This window comes from Galbibacter sp. (assembly GCF_035306585.1).
Classification (GTDB): domain Bacteria; phylum Bacteroidota; class Bacteroidia; order Flavobacteriales; family Flavobacteriaceae; genus Galbibacter.
Window position 1 is genome coordinate 1 of record NZ_DATGNU010000116.1, and the last position, 15,068, is coordinate 15,068.

15 protein-coding genes are annotated in these 15,068 nt (G+C 37.9%); 3 read left to right on the top strand and 12 right to left on the bottom strand.

Annotated features, from left to right (window positions below; genetic code table 11):
- Positions 1 to 1,068, top strand: a 1,068-nt coding sequence (locus tag VKY50_RS10655) for a ribonuclease E/G (protein WP_324301658.1), incomplete at its 5' end; no start/stop codon positions are given.
- A 42-nt stretch (positions 1,069 to 1,110) separates the two neighbouring features.
- Here the strand turns inward: VKY50_RS10655 and VKY50_RS10660 are convergent.
- The 5 genes from VKY50_RS10660 to VKY50_RS10680 all read right to left on the bottom strand — a co-directional run bounded on the left by VKY50_RS10660 (position 1,111) and on the right by VKY50_RS10680 (position 6,755).
- Positions 1,111 to 2,181 carry a dipeptidase gene (locus VKY50_RS10660; RefSeq protein WP_324301660.1) on the bottom strand — a complete coding sequence of 357 codons (1,071 nt, stop codon included), beginning with the start codon at positions 2,179 to 2,181 and terminating at the stop codon, positions 1,111 to 1,113.
- A 41-nt stretch (positions 2,182 to 2,222) separates the two neighbouring features.
- Positions 2,223 to 3,332 carry a D-TA family PLP-dependent enzyme gene (locus VKY50_RS10665; protein ID WP_324301662.1) on the bottom strand — a complete coding sequence of 370 codons (1,110 nt, stop codon included), beginning with the start codon at positions 3,330 to 3,332 and terminating at the stop codon, positions 2,223 to 2,225.
- Between the two features lie 12 nt (positions 3,333 to 3,344).
- Positions 3,345 to 3,809, bottom strand: coding sequence for a RidA family protein (locus VKY50_RS10670; protein WP_324301664.1), 465 nt, complete (start codon positions 3,807 to 3,809; stop codon positions 3,345 to 3,347).
- Positions 3,810 to 4,051: 242 nt separating this feature from the next.
- Complete coding sequence (locus VKY50_RS10675; protein ID WP_324301666.1) at positions 4,052 to 5,374, bottom strand: gluconate:H+ symporter; 1,323 nt, start codon at positions 5,372 to 5,374, stop codon at positions 4,052 to 4,054.
- Positions 5,375 to 5,654: 280 nt separating this feature from the next.
- A complete protein-coding gene (locus tag VKY50_RS10680) occupies positions 5,655 to 6,755 on the bottom strand; it encodes an acyltransferase family protein (protein WP_324301668.1) in 1,101 nt (366 codons plus the stop codon).
- Positions 6,756 to 6,909: 154 nt separating this feature from the next.
- Between VKY50_RS10680 and VKY50_RS10685 the strand changes: the two genes are divergently transcribed.
- Positions 6,910 to 7,386, top strand: coding sequence for a regulatory protein RecX (locus VKY50_RS10685; RefSeq protein WP_324301670.1), 477 nt, complete (start codon positions 6,910 to 6,912; stop codon positions 7,384 to 7,386).
- Here VKY50_RS10685 and VKY50_RS10690 read toward each other — a convergent pair.
- The 7 genes from VKY50_RS10690 to VKY50_RS10720 all read right to left on the bottom strand — a co-directional run bounded on the left by VKY50_RS10690 (position 7,383) and on the right by VKY50_RS10720 (position 13,215).
- A complete protein-coding gene (locus VKY50_RS10690) occupies positions 7,383 to 8,261 on the bottom strand; it encodes a cupin-like domain-containing protein (protein ID WP_324301672.1) in 879 nt (292 codons plus the stop codon). The two genes, VKY50_RS10685 and VKY50_RS10690, sit on opposite strands and share 4 nt — an antisense overlap.
- Before the next feature lie 110 nt (positions 8,262 to 8,371).
- Positions 8,372 to 9,472, bottom strand: a complete 1,101-nt coding sequence (gene bioB, locus VKY50_RS10695) for a biotin synthase BioB (protein WP_324301674.1) — start codon at positions 9,470 to 9,472, stop codon at positions 8,372 to 8,374.
- Positions 9,473 to 9,621: 149 nt separating this feature from the next.
- Positions 9,622 to 11,391, bottom strand: coding sequence for a MutS-related protein (locus tag VKY50_RS10700; RefSeq protein ID WP_324301676.1), 1,770 nt, complete (start codon positions 11,389 to 11,391; stop codon positions 9,622 to 9,624).
- A 56-nt stretch (positions 11,392 to 11,447) separates the two neighbouring features.
- Positions 11,448 to 11,642 carry a 30S ribosomal protein S21 gene (gene rpsU, locus VKY50_RS10705; protein WP_324301678.1) on the bottom strand — a complete coding sequence of 65 codons (195 nt, stop codon included), beginning with the start codon at positions 11,640 to 11,642 and terminating at the stop codon, positions 11,448 to 11,450.
- Between the two features lie 122 nt (positions 11,643 to 11,764).
- Entirely contained in the window at positions 11,765 to 12,118 is a 354-nt protein-coding gene (locus VKY50_RS10710; protein WP_324301679.1) for a hypothetical protein, read from the bottom strand.
- On the bottom strand, positions 12,118 to 12,624 hold the full coding sequence (ruvC, locus tag VKY50_RS10715; protein WP_414652334.1) for a crossover junction endodeoxyribonuclease RuvC: 507 nt from the start codon (positions 12,622 to 12,624) through the stop codon (positions 12,118 to 12,120). The genes VKY50_RS10710 and ruvC overlap by 1 nt, the downstream gene beginning before the upstream one ends.
- 108 nt (positions 12,625 to 12,732) lie before the next feature.
- The gene (locus tag VKY50_RS10720; protein ID WP_324301683.1) at positions 12,733 to 13,215 is read right to left on the bottom strand and encodes an energy transducer TonB; all 483 of its coding nucleotides are present in this window, start codon (positions 13,213 to 13,215) and stop codon (positions 12,733 to 12,735) included.
- A gap of 223 nt (positions 13,216 to 13,438) precedes the next feature.
- Between VKY50_RS10720 and VKY50_RS10725 the strand changes: the two genes are divergently transcribed.
- Positions 13,439 to 14,863: a Gfo/Idh/MocA family protein gene (locus tag VKY50_RS10725; protein ID WP_324301685.1), complete on the top strand. Its 1,425-nt coding sequence runs from the start codon at positions 13,439 to 13,441 to the stop codon at positions 14,861 to 14,863.
- Positions 14,864 to 15,068: the final 205 nt, after the last annotated feature.

Below are 15,068 nucleotides of genomic sequence, written 5' to 3' on the forward strand. Positions count from 1 at the left end.
TCGCAAAAGATAGAGAGCAAAGCAGAAAAGGATCGATTGAAAAGGCTAGTACAGAGCATCAAACCTAAAGGCTTTGGTGTAATTGTACGCACCGTGGCAGAAGGCAAAAAAGTCGCCGAACTAGATAAAGATTTGAACAACCTGTTTAAGAAATGGAATGGGTTGTGTAAAAAAATTTATAAAGCGCCTCATCCCTCTAAAGTTCTCAACGAAATGAATCGGGCAGCCTCTATTCTTAGAGATGTTTTCAACGATGACTTCACAGGGATCTATGTAGATGATGAAACGCTTTATGATCAAATAAAAGAGTACGTGCATGAAATTGCACCAAAGAAAGAATCTATTGTAAAGTTGTATGAGTCTAAAATTCCAATCTTTGAAAAATTTGGAGTCGAAAGACAAATCAAAACCTCTTTTGGAAGAACCGTATCTACCAGTAAAGGAGCTTATTTAGTTATTGAGCACACCGAAGCATTACATGTGGTGGATGTCAATAGCGGCAACCGCTCCAATAAGGCTAAATCTCAAGAAGAAACTGCCTTAGAGGTCAATCTTATTGCCGCCACAGAGTTGGCGAGACAGCTAAGATTACGAGATATGGGAGGAATTATAGTGGTCGATTTCATCGATATGACAAACACGGAAAATCGAAGAAAATTATTCGACCATTTAAGAGAGGAAATGAAAGATGATAGAGCCAAACACAAAATCCTACCTCCTAGCAAGTTTGGCCTTATACAAATTACAAGACAGCGCGTAAGACCAGAGGTTAACATTAAAACCCGAGAGGAGAATCCCAACGGTCGAGGTGACGAAATTGAAGCACCAATTGGATTGATAGATAAAATTAATATCGATCTAGAGCGCATAATACATTCAGAAGATGGCAAGAATGGAATCATACTTAATACGCATCCATTTATTGCCGCATATTTAACAAAAGGATTTCCATCCATACGTTCTAAATGGTTTTTAGAACACAAAAAATGGGTCAAGATTTTACCTAGAGATGCTTACACATATTTAGAATACCGTTTTAAAGATAAAGACGGTAAAGTCTTAAAATAACTAAAAAGGCCACCTTGTAAAAAGGGTGGCCTTTTTTTATGTCTAAAATTTTGAAAGTACCTTTTTAAGGATTCTTAAGAAGTTCCCATGGCAAATGCCATCAATATCACTTTTTCCATAACCTCTTGACTGTAATAAGCCTTTTAGTTTTTGAAGATCCGCTATGGTATCTACATCATAAGGCGATTGTTCCTTACCGAAACCACCATCTAGATCAGATCCTATTCCTACATGCTTGCAATTCCCAGCAAGCTGGCAGATATGATCAATATTGTCCACAATTTGCATTAAGCCAGCCCCAGCACTTTGAGGAGTTGAAACCCCTTTTTGCCAATTTGGAACCATCATCCATGTGTCCAAAACCCCACCTATAACAGCGTCTCTACGAATGAGTTCCTTTAATTGTTCATCTGAAAATTGTCGATTATGATCTACAAGCGCTCTACAATTGTTGTGACTCGCCCACACAACCCCATCAAAAACCTCGAGAGCCTCCCAAAAACTTTGATCACAGAGGTGGGTAACATCAAGAATAAGGTGTAGCTTTTCCATTTCTTGAAGTAAAGTTTTTCCTTTTTCACCTATACCTCCTCTGGAGTTTGTTCCGAAGGCGTACGTTCCAGGGCCATAATGAGCGGGTCCTACTGCTCTAAGACCATAACCCACTGCCTGGTGTAGATGTTCCATACTCACGATGGAATCCGCACCTTCCAAACTAAGCACAAAGCCGATGGATTTTTTGTCGTCCTTAGAATGTTCCCAATAATTTAAATGAGCTTCAAGGGTTTGTAAATTGGTAATCTGAGAAAGCTCCTTAACCCTTACCATTTCTTTATACCAAGCCAGTTGAGCCTGCGTATGGGCCCATGCTTGCTCAGGAGAATTCCATCCTGGTAATGGATTTGATGGCTTGACATAACGTGCAATTTGGGTTGCTACACAAAGGCCAATATTACCCTTTCTCATCTCCTGAAAAGTCACTGTGTTCTGTCCGCGTCCTGGAAGATCCAGAAGATCCTTTTCAAAATCTCGAAGTGTTTTTATGTCAGTACGAAGATCACGATTCCAGTCAATAGCATTCATAGAAAGGTCTAAATGTGCATCGAGTATCATTTGGCAATTGGAGTTTTTAAGTGAAACTATGTTGTTATTCGTTATATAGATATTTTTTGTCCTCTTGCTCCTACTTTCCAACGACCCACAACTTTAGCTGATTTTACAACCTGCAAATACTGATATTTAGCCACGGTAGGACAAATATGCATAGGAATACCATAGATGAGATCGCCAATTTTATATGATTCCCATTGATTGGTTTTAAAGACAAAATGCTCCTCGCTCTGACTCACTTGTTCTAGGTCCTTTGCATTTAATAGTTCTATTCTTGGGAAATTCATCTCAGGAGCTATGGATTTATGCCCTAAATCAGATGTTATAATACCTTCTACTGGTTTACTAAGGACTCTTGAAATCAATACCGCTGCTACCTGCATGTCCATTTCTGGAAATCGTTTACCATAGCCGGCATCCCATAATAACACTGTCCCTGGGCTTAATTCCACATCTTTTCTTAAAGCGTGAATTGGGAAACTCGGCGACCCCCCAGCAATAATGGTATCAACATTGATTCCTTGCGCTGAAAGATCCTCTTTTAACTGTAGTACGGATCCAAAACTAGCATCACATTGATTTTTACGCTGCTCAAAATCCGAATCCCGTAGGTGGCCATCATACACATGAAAACCCATAGCTTGTATATGTTTATTCACAGAAAGATACTTATACAATTCTTGTGCGCTTTTATCTGGAATAATCCCGGTACGATTCATCCCAACGTTTATATCCAACCACATAGGCGTTATTAGACCATTTTGACAAGATATGTCACTGAGTAATTTTGCATGCCCCAAATCATCTACAAGTGTCGAAAATCTAGTTTCAGGGTAAGTTTTGACTAGCTCATAGAAGCGAGTGACATTTTGCCCTACTAACTGCATAGCAATTAAAACATCCCCAGCCATACATTGTGCTAGGAGTTCAGCCTCCGCAATAGTAGCACATTTAAACTTATGGATACCATAGGCCTGTTGCATCCGAATTATCTCAGCATTCTTATAGGTTTTCACATGAGGTCTGAGTCTATTCACATCACCAGCAATCTCAATCATGCGTTTAATATTATAGGTGATTCGGTCAGGATACACGAGAAGTGCAGGAGTTGCAATCTCGTGATCATTTTGAATTTCGTACCAATTTCCCTCCATGATCTTTTGTCTTTATTTATGTAGTTCAAAAATAGCTTCCACCTCAGCGGGGATATTATCGGGCAGCATCATCCCAACTGCACTTCTGACCCCAATTCCGTTTTCGGTCCCAAAAACCTCAGCCATTAATTCACTAAAGCCATTAATTACCAAGGGATGTTTTCTAAAATTAGCTGTACAATTTACCATCCCAAAGACCTTGACAACTCTTTTAATCCGATCGATATCTCCAAAATGATTTTGAATAGTTGAGAGCATCGTAAGCCCTACCTGCCTTGCACCCTGATAACCACCTTCAACATCTAGATCATCACCAACTCTCCCTGACATCAGGCTACCATCCTCTAGCACAGGTCCTTGGCCTGAAACATATAAAAAATGGTCAACTACTAGTATAGGCCGGTAGACCCCAGCTGGCTTAGGTGCAGGTGGCAGAACAAGCCCTAACTCGGCTATTCTTTCAGAAGGTTTTATCATAAAAACACTGCGGAAACCCACGATTTTCAACGTAGGAGGAAAGCAGTTTTCCCCTTAATTACTATATAAATTGCTTAGTTCACAACTAATTTACAATTTCAAATGCAAAACTGACCGCTTAAAATCAAGTTATAGCTAATTGTTTGAAAAATACTTCCAAAATCACCTACAAAAGACGAATTTAACAGCGCTTACCATAACAAGTATTCACAGCTATTATTACCCTTAAAAAGGATACTTAATTAAATAAAAAAATTCAAGATCAAAACCCCGACAAGCCCCATAATTCCAACAGAAGTTTCCATCACAGTCCAAGTGGACAGGGTTTCCTTTACTGAAAGGTTAAAATACTCCTTAAACATCCAAAATCCACTATCATTTACGTGGGATAACATAAGGCTACCAGATCCAATGGCAAGAACCATTAGTTCAGCACTTACTCCTTGACTTTGCGCAAGGGTAGACACTATGCCTGCAGTTGTTAAGCCTGCAACGGTTGCGGATCCGACACATACTCTAATTACTGAAGCAATGAGCCAGGCTAAAAATAAAGGTGATAAATCTGAATGTTTAATTAAATCAGCAATATAATCACTTACACCACTATCTACTAAAATTTGTTTAAGTGCGCCTGCTCCAGCAATAATCAGTAGGATCATGGTGATACTTGAGATGGAATCTGTTAGTGAATTCATAAGCTCTGGCATCTTCTTTCCTCTAGATAACCCTAAAGTATAGATGCCGACAAGTACAGCAATAAGCATAGCAATCACCGGATCCCCTACAAAACTCAACAGTGTTGTAAAGGTCGATCCTGGATCTAAAAAATGGCTCCCAATGGTTGAAACACCAATAAGAATAACAGGCAATAGTGCAGTGAGAATACTCACTGTCATTCCAGGTAATTTACTTTTTTCAATAGGTTTTGCGTTGTAGAATTCCTTTAGCGGTGTTGCATTTACCCGTTGTATCATGTTAGTCCTAGCAAGCATCGGACCAGATATAATTATAGCGGGAATGGCGATAATAATCCCGTACAATAAGGTTTTTCCGATATCCGCATTAAACTGTTCAGCTATGGCAGTTGGAGCGGGATGTGGTGGTAGATATCCATGAGTAACCGACAATGCCGTGAGCATTGGCAACCCTACATATAACAATTTCACACCACTGGATATTGCAACAGTAAATATAAGTGGGATAAGAAGTACAAATCCAACAGAATAAAACATGGGTATTCCGACAATAAATCCAGTAAGCACTACAGCCCATTGGATGTGTTTTCTTCCGAATTTTTCAATAAGTCTATCTGTAATTTGCTGAGCCGCTCCACTATCGGCCACAAGCTTACCTAACATGGCTCCAAGGCCAAGAATAAGTACTAAAAAACCGAGCGTTCCACCAATTCCAGTTTGAATAGAGGATACGACGGCATCAAGTTGCATTCCGCCGGCAATACCGACAAACAAAGACACAATGACAAAGGTTAGAAAAGCATTGAGTTTAAATTTTACAATAAGGAGAAATAATAATAGGATCCCAAGAAGAACTATAAATAATGGCATTGGTTGGTGTTTGGTTAAAATTAAAAAGCTCAGCTTAAAGGACGTTTTCGTTGGTCGGCTTGTCCTTCAATGAGCCGTTGTTAGAGGTTGTATCTCCTATGTTTATATAGGGGAGACCCTGTTAAAACAATGGAATTTATCTACAACTCAGACAATAAATATACAATAATAGTTTCTAACTCTAGGCTACCTTAGTTTTTTGTGGTAGTTTGATAACATTATTTTTCAATAAGACAAGATTTGTAAAATTTTTACTATCTATGACCCCAAACTAAAACTATTATACTTTGATATAAATTTTTCGTTTGTCCATTACATATGCAATACTCCAAAGAATCATCGTGAAGCTAACAGCGAAAACAAATGAGCCAAAATAATCACCGAGCCAAGACATAAATAAATTTTCGGCAATCCAACCGTAAGAGGAGCTGCCTTGAATCCTAAAGATGAATAACAACTTGACAAACAAGCCTGATAGGATGTAAATAAATAATGGATTCTTCCCTAATACCTCAAAGAAATAAGTCCACTTCTTTTTCTGTAAAATTTCAATACCGTATACTAAAAAAGCTAGTGCCATTACATCTATCCCAACGGTTAGCAATACATAGGAACTACTCCATAACTTCTTATTAATTGGAAACAAGAGGTCCCAACCTAGGGCTACAAAAACTAAGGTTGCTCCACCAAGCATTAGCAGTGCTATGGTTTTAAAGTTCTTTCCACTTTGCTGTAGAAATACACCAGCAAAATACCCGAAAATCACATTCACAATTGCTGGCAAGGTGCTTAAAAGACCCTCTGGATCAAAGGGAATCCCTTCCCCATGGTATAAATGATTTGGCCCTAATAGCCAGAGATCTAGTTTTAAAGCAGCGTTGCCTTCTAAAGTGTAATCTCCCAGGAAATACATAATCAAGTTATAGCCCACTAGCGCCACAATACTAAAGATTAAAGCTCCTCTGATTTTTAAATAGTGAATAACCATTGAAGCAAAGCAATAACAAAGTGCAATGCGTTGTAAAACACCAAAAATACGAGCATCCTCCAAAGGTTTTAACTGGCCTTCTCGAAAAAAAGGAAACCAAGACAACAAGAATCCAATTACAAATATCATAAAGGTCCTTTTAAACACCTTAATTAAAAATTTAGAATGCGGGCCTTGTTCAAACTTTCGCATACTAAAACTCATTGCATTCCCCACCACAAATAGAAATGTTGGAAACACCAAATCGGTTAAGGTAAATCCATGCCATGAGGCGTGCTTTAAAGGTCTATAAACACTGCTCCATGAACCTGGAGTGTTCACTATAATCATTAAGAATAAGGTCAGACCTCGTAATACATCCAAGGAAAGATATCGTTGTTTTAAAATATTCAAAATAAGCTAGGTTTTTAGTTTGCATTAAAAGTAACACAATTTTTCAATTTTCAATACCCTTTTGCATGGCATCTTAAGGTTCCTTTAAAACCATTAAACTTTAAAAACGGAGAAAACTATTGCAACGCAATGGTGCTTTTTGTTTCTTTACACTATGATTAAAAGAACTGGCTATACCGTTGAAGAGGCTACCAAGAAACTAGAGCACTACTGCGCATACCAAGATCGATGTCATAAAGAGGTGGTTGCCAAATTAAAAAGCATGGGAATGATCCCAATAGCCATTGATACCATCGTGGGACATTTGATTACCAATCGGTTTTTAAATGAAGAACGTTTCGCAAAGAACTATGCAAGGGGAAAATTTCAAATAAAAAAATGGGGTAAAAACCGAATAGTTCGAGAATTAAAAGCTAGAGAAATCTCTCGTTTTAATATTCAAACCGCACTTAAGGAAATTTCGGATTCGGATTATTTTGAAACCTTTGACGACCTGGCTAAAAAGAAAGCTGATCAAATTACGGAATCAAATCCTCTAAAAGCTAGAAAGAAATTAATAGACTACCTCCTTTACAGAGGGTGGGAAGCAGCAATGGTTTATGAAAAAGCTGCAGCGCTTTATCCTTTCTAAGCGTCGTTTTTAGTCGAAATCCCTAAAGCTTGATGTGTTTTTATGATAGCCTGATTATTCTTGTGATCGATCCAATCTTGACCTTTCCAACGACGCATTAGATTATCATAATGGCGCATGACAAAGACATTGTACGCAGCTTTAGCAAAATGTAGCGGTTTACGAGGTAAAGAACGTAAGCTCATAGAAAAACCAGGAGTCACATACTTCATATAATGCCAATATCCCTCCGGCATATATAGCATATCTCCATGTTCCAAATGTGCGATATAGCCTTGCGCCTTTTTCAAAGCAGGCCATCGATCGTAATCAGGGTTATCAAAATCAATGTCCTCCCTAGAGATCAATGAATGTGGAACTTTGTACATATATTTACTCTGATCAGGTGGAAAGAGAATACACTGCTTTTTACCATGGAAATGAAAATGCAAAATGTTGGAATAATCTATATCAAAGTGCATAAAAACTTTAGAGTTTTCACCCCCAAAAAACAACATCGGAAGTTGTTTAACTAATTTGATTCCCAGTTCTGGCCATTTAAAATCCTTTTGCAAAGAAGGTACTTCTTTCATTAGATTGTACAGGAAAATACGATAATTCGTGGGCTCTTTTTCTAAAAGATCAATGTAATCTCCCATTTTCATTTTAGCATGAGGCTCATTAAATCCATCCTCATGAGTAACTGGACGATCATCATATAAGAGAACCGTTTTGTCTTGCGCGATAGCTCTGATATAATCAAAATGCCATTTCTGGTGTGCCGGCCAATCTTTTGTTATCTGGGCAACCACCACTGGCTTTTGAGGCTTTACGTAATTATTGACAAACGCTTCTTTACTTATATGCTCCAATCGAGGTATTTCTCTTAGTTCCATGTAAACACAAACTTTAAAAAACAACCACTAAGTTACAATTTGTTTTCTATATTTATTATGAAATTACAGTGGGCAACTTTGTGTCGAACTACAATTTAAGATTTTAAAGCTTATACAGCCTTACTTTCTTTGGCCTTCTGTTTGGCCAATTCATTTCTTTCTATAGTATGTCCTGGACGGCTCCATCTAGGATTCTCTCCAATTTCTTTAAATTTCGAAAACTCAGCTTCTACACTTTCTGGTTGTGCTTTTTTCACGAAAGGTTTTTGTGGTATCAGACCTAATTTTTCAAACATAGCCATATCCTCATTCACATCTGGATTTGGTGTGGTAAGTAACTTGTCTCCTGCAAATATGGAATTAGCACCAGCGAAAAAGCACATGGCTTGGCCTTCACGGCTCATTTGGGTACGACCAGCAGAAAGTCTCACTTGCGTCTGTGGCATCACAATTCTTGCGGTCGCTACCATACGAACCATATCCCAAATCTCCACAGGCTTCTGCTCTTCCATTGGAGTTCCTTCAACCGCAACTAAAGCGTTAATTGGAACCGATTCAGGTTGTGGATTAAGCGTTGACAAAGCAACTAACATCCCAGCACGATCTTCGACCTTTTCTCCCATACCAATAATTCCACCACTACAAACTGTTACATTGGTTTTTCGAACGTTTCCAATGGTTTTTAAACGATCTTCATACCCCCTAGTAGAAATAACTTCTTTGTAATATTCCTCGGAAGTATCCAGGTTATGGTTATAGGCATAAAGGCCTGCTTCGGCCAAACGTTGCGCTTGATTTTCAGTAACCATTCCAAGGGTACAACACACCTCCATATCCAATTTATTGATCGTCCGAACCATTTCCAAAACTTGGTCAAATTCTGGGCCATCCTTTACATTTCTCCATGCAGCTCCCATACAAACGCGTGAACTCCCTGCCGCTTTAGCTCTAAGCGCTTGCGCCTTCACGTGAGAAACCGTCATTAAATCATTGCCCTCAATATCGGTATGATATCGAGCGGCTTGTGGGCAGTATCCACAATCCTCTGGGCAACCTCCAGTTTTAATGGATAGCAATGTTGACACCTGGACCGTATTAGGGTCATGATATTCCCTGTGTACGCTAGCTGCTTGGTATAACAGCTCCATTAAAGGCTGATTGTAAATATCCAAAATCTCTTCTCTGGTCCAATTATGTCTAGTTTCGCTCATGGTTATATTTTTACGTTTAGTTTTCATCTTGAGATTGCAAAGTACTCTGTAGGGTCAAAAATACTAATTAGAATTTTTAAAACTCCCAAATGGTTGAATATTTATGTAAGCCACTGATTTACTATCAAGATTTAAATAGCCATCATTTTTTAGATAATTCCCATAGATTGCAGTAAAAAGAACGCATTCATGTTCTCACATTTACCTTCCTTTAAAGTATAATCAAAATTCAAATTACCTTCTTCTATAAAGGCTTCAAAGAAATAATTTTTGACCTGAGAATACTCCCTTGAAAGTTCGCATAAGCTAAGATCATGCGTGGCTATTATCCCTGTGGATTCAGAGATGGTTAATCTTTGAATGAATTTCTTAGAACCGATCTCTTTGTCCTTGCTATTGGTCCCTTTTAAAATCTCATCTAACACTATAAAATAACGATCTTCCTTCACCTTATCTACAATATATTTCAGTCGTTTTAACTCAGCGTAAAAATAGGAAGCATCCTCCGCAAGGGAATCAATGGTTCGCATACTAGTGATTAACTTAATAGGGCTGTAAGAACTATTTTTAGCACATACTGGAAGTCCTGAATTTGCCATCATAATATATAGTGACACGGTTCTTAAAAAGGTACTTTTTCCCGCCATGTTTGCCCCTGTGATCACAAAGAACTGTCCTTTGTCGATGTCAAAGCTATTAGATACTAAATTTTGCTCCTTTATTAAAGGATGTCCTAATCCTTCTGCTCGTATAACCATAGGGCCCTCACTAATCTCTGGATAACTATAACTTGGGTGGTTAAAAGCAAAATTCCCCAACGAGTTATATGCGTCAAAAAAAGATACCACATCAAACCATTTTTCAACCGAATCTTTATGTTGGGCTATCCATTTTTCAGCTTTGTATGTATTGTGAAGATCAAGTAATAGAAAGCCGTTTCCTGGCACAGCGACTAAAAGATTATTACGTTGTTCCAAGGCATCTAGTGCTTTGGCAAATTTTTTAAGGATTCTTGAGGTAAAATCCGCTTCTCCAAATAGATCCTGTTGCTTCTCCTTGAGTAGGCTAGCGTGAAAAGTTGTATTTTCAATTAACGAAATCAAATGCTGATACTGACGAAAACTATCCTGTACTGAACCTAGACTATTTGATAATATACTGATTCGTTTAAAGAAGCTCCCTGTAATAGCAAGTCCCACTAATAACCAATACATCACTATATTCCCTGAAATCACTCCAAAAGCAGCAAGAAGAAAAATTGCTATTGACCCCATTGAAAAAATCAAGGGCAAGCTTCTAAATACACCTTTTACTATTGGTTTATGCGAACGTAGGCGGTTCTGTATAACTCCATTAGGTAGCTCAGTTCTGACCAGTGCTGCAATTGCGGAAAACTCCTGTCTCCACACTGGCATGGATGCAAGTTCTTTAATTGCTTGTTGTTTGGCTTGAATATTCTCATGGGTATTATTGGTATAAATATCCGCAAGTTTTACCCTACCCTCTGCCGTTACACTGCGATTACTGTATTGGAAAAAACTACGATCACCAAATAGATCGATATCATGACTAAATTCATGTAGGGGATCATTAAATTGCAAGCCCGTATCCAGAAAGTCAAACTGTTTATCTAAAACCTTTAATTCTTTCTCATTGATATCCAGTAGCTTGTCTAATTTATGCTTTAGGATTCTCTGATCTTTATATTTAAGGATCAGAAATAAAAATAACAAAAGACCAATTGGCAAACTAATACCCAATAGGAGGTGTTCGCTCCAAAACTGGTAAACTACCCCGATACATGCCATAAAAGAAAGCAGCCGCAAAAAACCCAATAATCGTAGTTTTTTTAGGACTGCTTTAATTTGTTCCCTGTATTGTCGTACGTTCTGGGAGTAAAAAGATTTCGGATCAGACATTTTCAAAATAATTAAGCGCTAAAATTACTTAAATATTTTGTAAATCCTTGCTTATATTACTCTTCCAGGGAACGCAAATAACGCTCTCTATATATTGCTTTTTCTTTATTTTTTCTTCGTTCTTCGGAAGGCTTTAAATATTGTTGTTTCTCTCTTAATGTTTGGAGCACTTTGGTTTTTCTATACTTGTTTTTAAAACGCTTTATGGCCCTTTCGATATTCTCACCTTCTTTAACAATGATTTTTAACATAGATCGTTTTTATATTACACTTCGATGAATTATAATATAAGCAAAAAGTACCGAAAAAATGTTAAAATTGCATTAAAACTACATTATATAAGTATTTAAGTACAAAAAGAGTTAGAGCTACGTTATAGATAACGAGTTTTATACCAAACTTTTTGATATTCTCTTTTAAGTATTAAAAAAACCACATTCTGGGTCAATTTAACTAAATCACTACCATCTAGCGCTTTTATTTGATGCTCTGGAACATCCGCAATATAGAGGAGATTCAGGTAGTCTGCAAATTTGTTGTTTATACAATTAAAAATGAGCTCACAAAGTTCATTTGCTAGGGCGTGCGGAGAAATGGCATAATCAAATTCACAGTCCAAATTTGCAAACTTCAAATCCTTATTAATTTGAACGATGAGGTTTTTATAAAGATCTCGCTGTGTGGCTGCCTGAAGCACTTCACTGGTATTTTGATAGGATAATAACATCACTGCTTTATTCGCGATTCATTCTGTTTGACAAAGGAATCCCAGCCTGAATAGCTTTTTGCAGCCTTCGTTGCCCCACTGTTATAAAAATGACAAACCGCAGCGGCCAATCCATCAGTTCCATCTAAATTTTTCGGCAGCACCTTCAGGGTAAGCAAATTTTGCAACATACGAGCCACTTGTTCTTTACTTGCATTTCCATTTCCAGTTATGGCCATTTTTATTTTTTTAGGCGAATACTCTGTTATAGGAATTTGTCTTGATAAGCCAGCGGCCATCGCTACTCCTTGCGCTCTCCCTAATTTAAGCATCGATTGCACATTCTTTCCAAAAAAAGGTGCTTCGATAGAAATCTCATCTGGATGGTGTGCCTCGATTAGATAAATAGTATGTTCAAATATTTTACGAAGCTTTAAATAATGATCTGTGTATTTCTTAAGGATTAGTTCATCAATTTGGATGAGTTCCATACGCTGTTCCGTGCACTTAATTACACCAAATCCCATGATGGTCGTTCCGGGATCAATTCCTAATATAATGCGTTCTTTACTGAGCAAAAGTATATGATTTTATAGGTACTTATTCTATTCTTTTAGCGAAGGTAGCCATTTAATCTATAACCCTCCAGCTTTTAAAATGATTGGTAATTGAATTTTCATATTCACTGGAATATTACGTTTTAAAGCAGGATACACCTTTGGCAAGGTTTCCACGCTATGTGCTATTAATGTATCTATTTCAGGAATTTGCTGTGCGATCTTTTTAGACTTTTTTATCTGTAGAATAGAAACCTCCCCATCCTTGCCGATAAGCAGTTGAACCTTGATCGTATCATTTAAATTTTCGTGAACTACTAAGGGTTGTAATTGCAGTGAATTTAAGAAATGTTGATTGAATCCATTTTCAAAACATTGTTTCTGTTGTTCTCTAGAAAGGGTTTCATCACAGTTCTCGAAAAGAGGATATTTATCTACATCGTTCCAGTTAATAGCCTCCAATTCTTTTTGGATTAATTCTTCTTTGACTTCTTTTTTAGAAATAAGCCAATTACAGGAAATAAATACTAAACAACAAAAAAGCACCCCTAACCTTTTCATAAATATACCTTTGAAACTGAAAATTACGATTTTTTACAGGATAAAGACGCAACGTGACCCGAAAATCAAATCTAAAAAATAAAATACCACGCAACCTGGTCAAATAGCTATAGCTTAATTACAGCCATCACCCCATCCCTAGCTGTTGAAATTTACAAAATAAATTACGTACCTTTTGCATTCTTTTTTATAACTAAAACGATATAAAACTTAAAAATTCAGCATGAAACGTAGAAGCTTTATTAAAAATGCAGCAGCGGCCAGTAGTGCCTTGTACATTGTTCCTTCTCACGTTCTAGGAGGAAACCACATTCCTCCAAGTGATACGCTATACGTGGCAGCATTTGGAGTTGGTGGAAGAGGTGCTGGTGTAATCGACAAATTACATGAGACCAAACAAGTTAAGTTCGTGGCTTTATGTGATGTCGACCAACAAAGAGCATCAACTACTTTTAAAAAATTTCCAAAGGCAAAAAAATACCAGGACTTTAGAAAGGTATACGATAAAGAATTAAAGAATATCGATGCGGTTATGGTCGCCACTCCAGACCATACTCATGCTACCATAGCACTACCGTTTATGAGAGAAAAGAAACATGCCTATGTGGAAAAACCACTAACGCATAATATAGCCGAGGCCCGGCTTATGGCACAGGTAGCAAAACAACAAGGTATCGTCACTCAAATGGGAAACCAAGGAAGTTCATCCGATGGGGCTAGAACCACTCAAGAATGGTTAGAAGCTGGGGTATTAGGAAAAATTGATCGCGTAGACTGCTGGACAAATCGCCCCGTATGGCCACAGGGTACTACACCAGTACCAGAAGGGGAGCCCATACCAGAGACATTAGACTGGGATCTATGGTTAGGTCCAGCAGCCTATAGGCCTTATAATTCCGCTTATCTACCATTTAAATGGCGCGGATGGTGGGATTTCGGTACAGGTGCACTCGGAGATATGGGGTGTCATATCATGGAAACCCCGTTTAGAACATTAGGTCTTGGATACCCTACAGAGGCCGAGGCTAGTTGTACCACTGTGTGGTCAGGAGATTTCGTAGAAGCAGATTATAGTGAATCCTGTCCGCCTTCTTCTATTGTTCGATTGAAGTTCGATCATAAAACGCATGGGGAAATTGATTTAAATTGGTATGATGGTGGAATTATGCCTGATATACCGGATCATCTTGAAGAAGGAGAAACCATTGGAGATCCAGGTGGAGGCTCCATATTTTATGGATCCAAAGGAGTAATGGTCACCGATTCTTATTCGGAAAATCCAAGAATTCTAAATTATTATAAAGACAAAGTAGGACCACTGCCGAATGAACGTTTAAAGAGAGTAAAAGGTGCGATCAATGGTCATTATCAAAATTGGGTGGATGGTTGTTTAAAAGGCATAGAAACTTCCTCACCATTTGATTATGCTGGCCCATTAACAGAAGCTGTTCTTATGGGAAATTTAGCTATAAAAGCATTCCAGTTTAAAGTACTTAAACCTGGAAAGAAATCAGGTGACTGGGATCCATACAACTATCCAGGAAGAAAAAAAATTCTCTGGGACGGACAGAATATGGAGGTCAAAAACTACCAAGATGCCAATAAGTGGGTGCATGGAACCTATAGAGATGGATGGGAACTTAAATAGGTAGAAGGGACAGGGGGTCGTAAAAGTGAATTTCGAAATACCGTTAAATAAAAAGGGTGGATTTAATCCACCCTTTTTGCCCCAAATCTTACCATGAACTTAACCTACTTATGCTATGGTAATCCAAATATACACCCATCCCCAGAGGCGGCCATATAAATAAGATATAATGCACGTATTTTAGATTAATGGTTAAAAATATTTT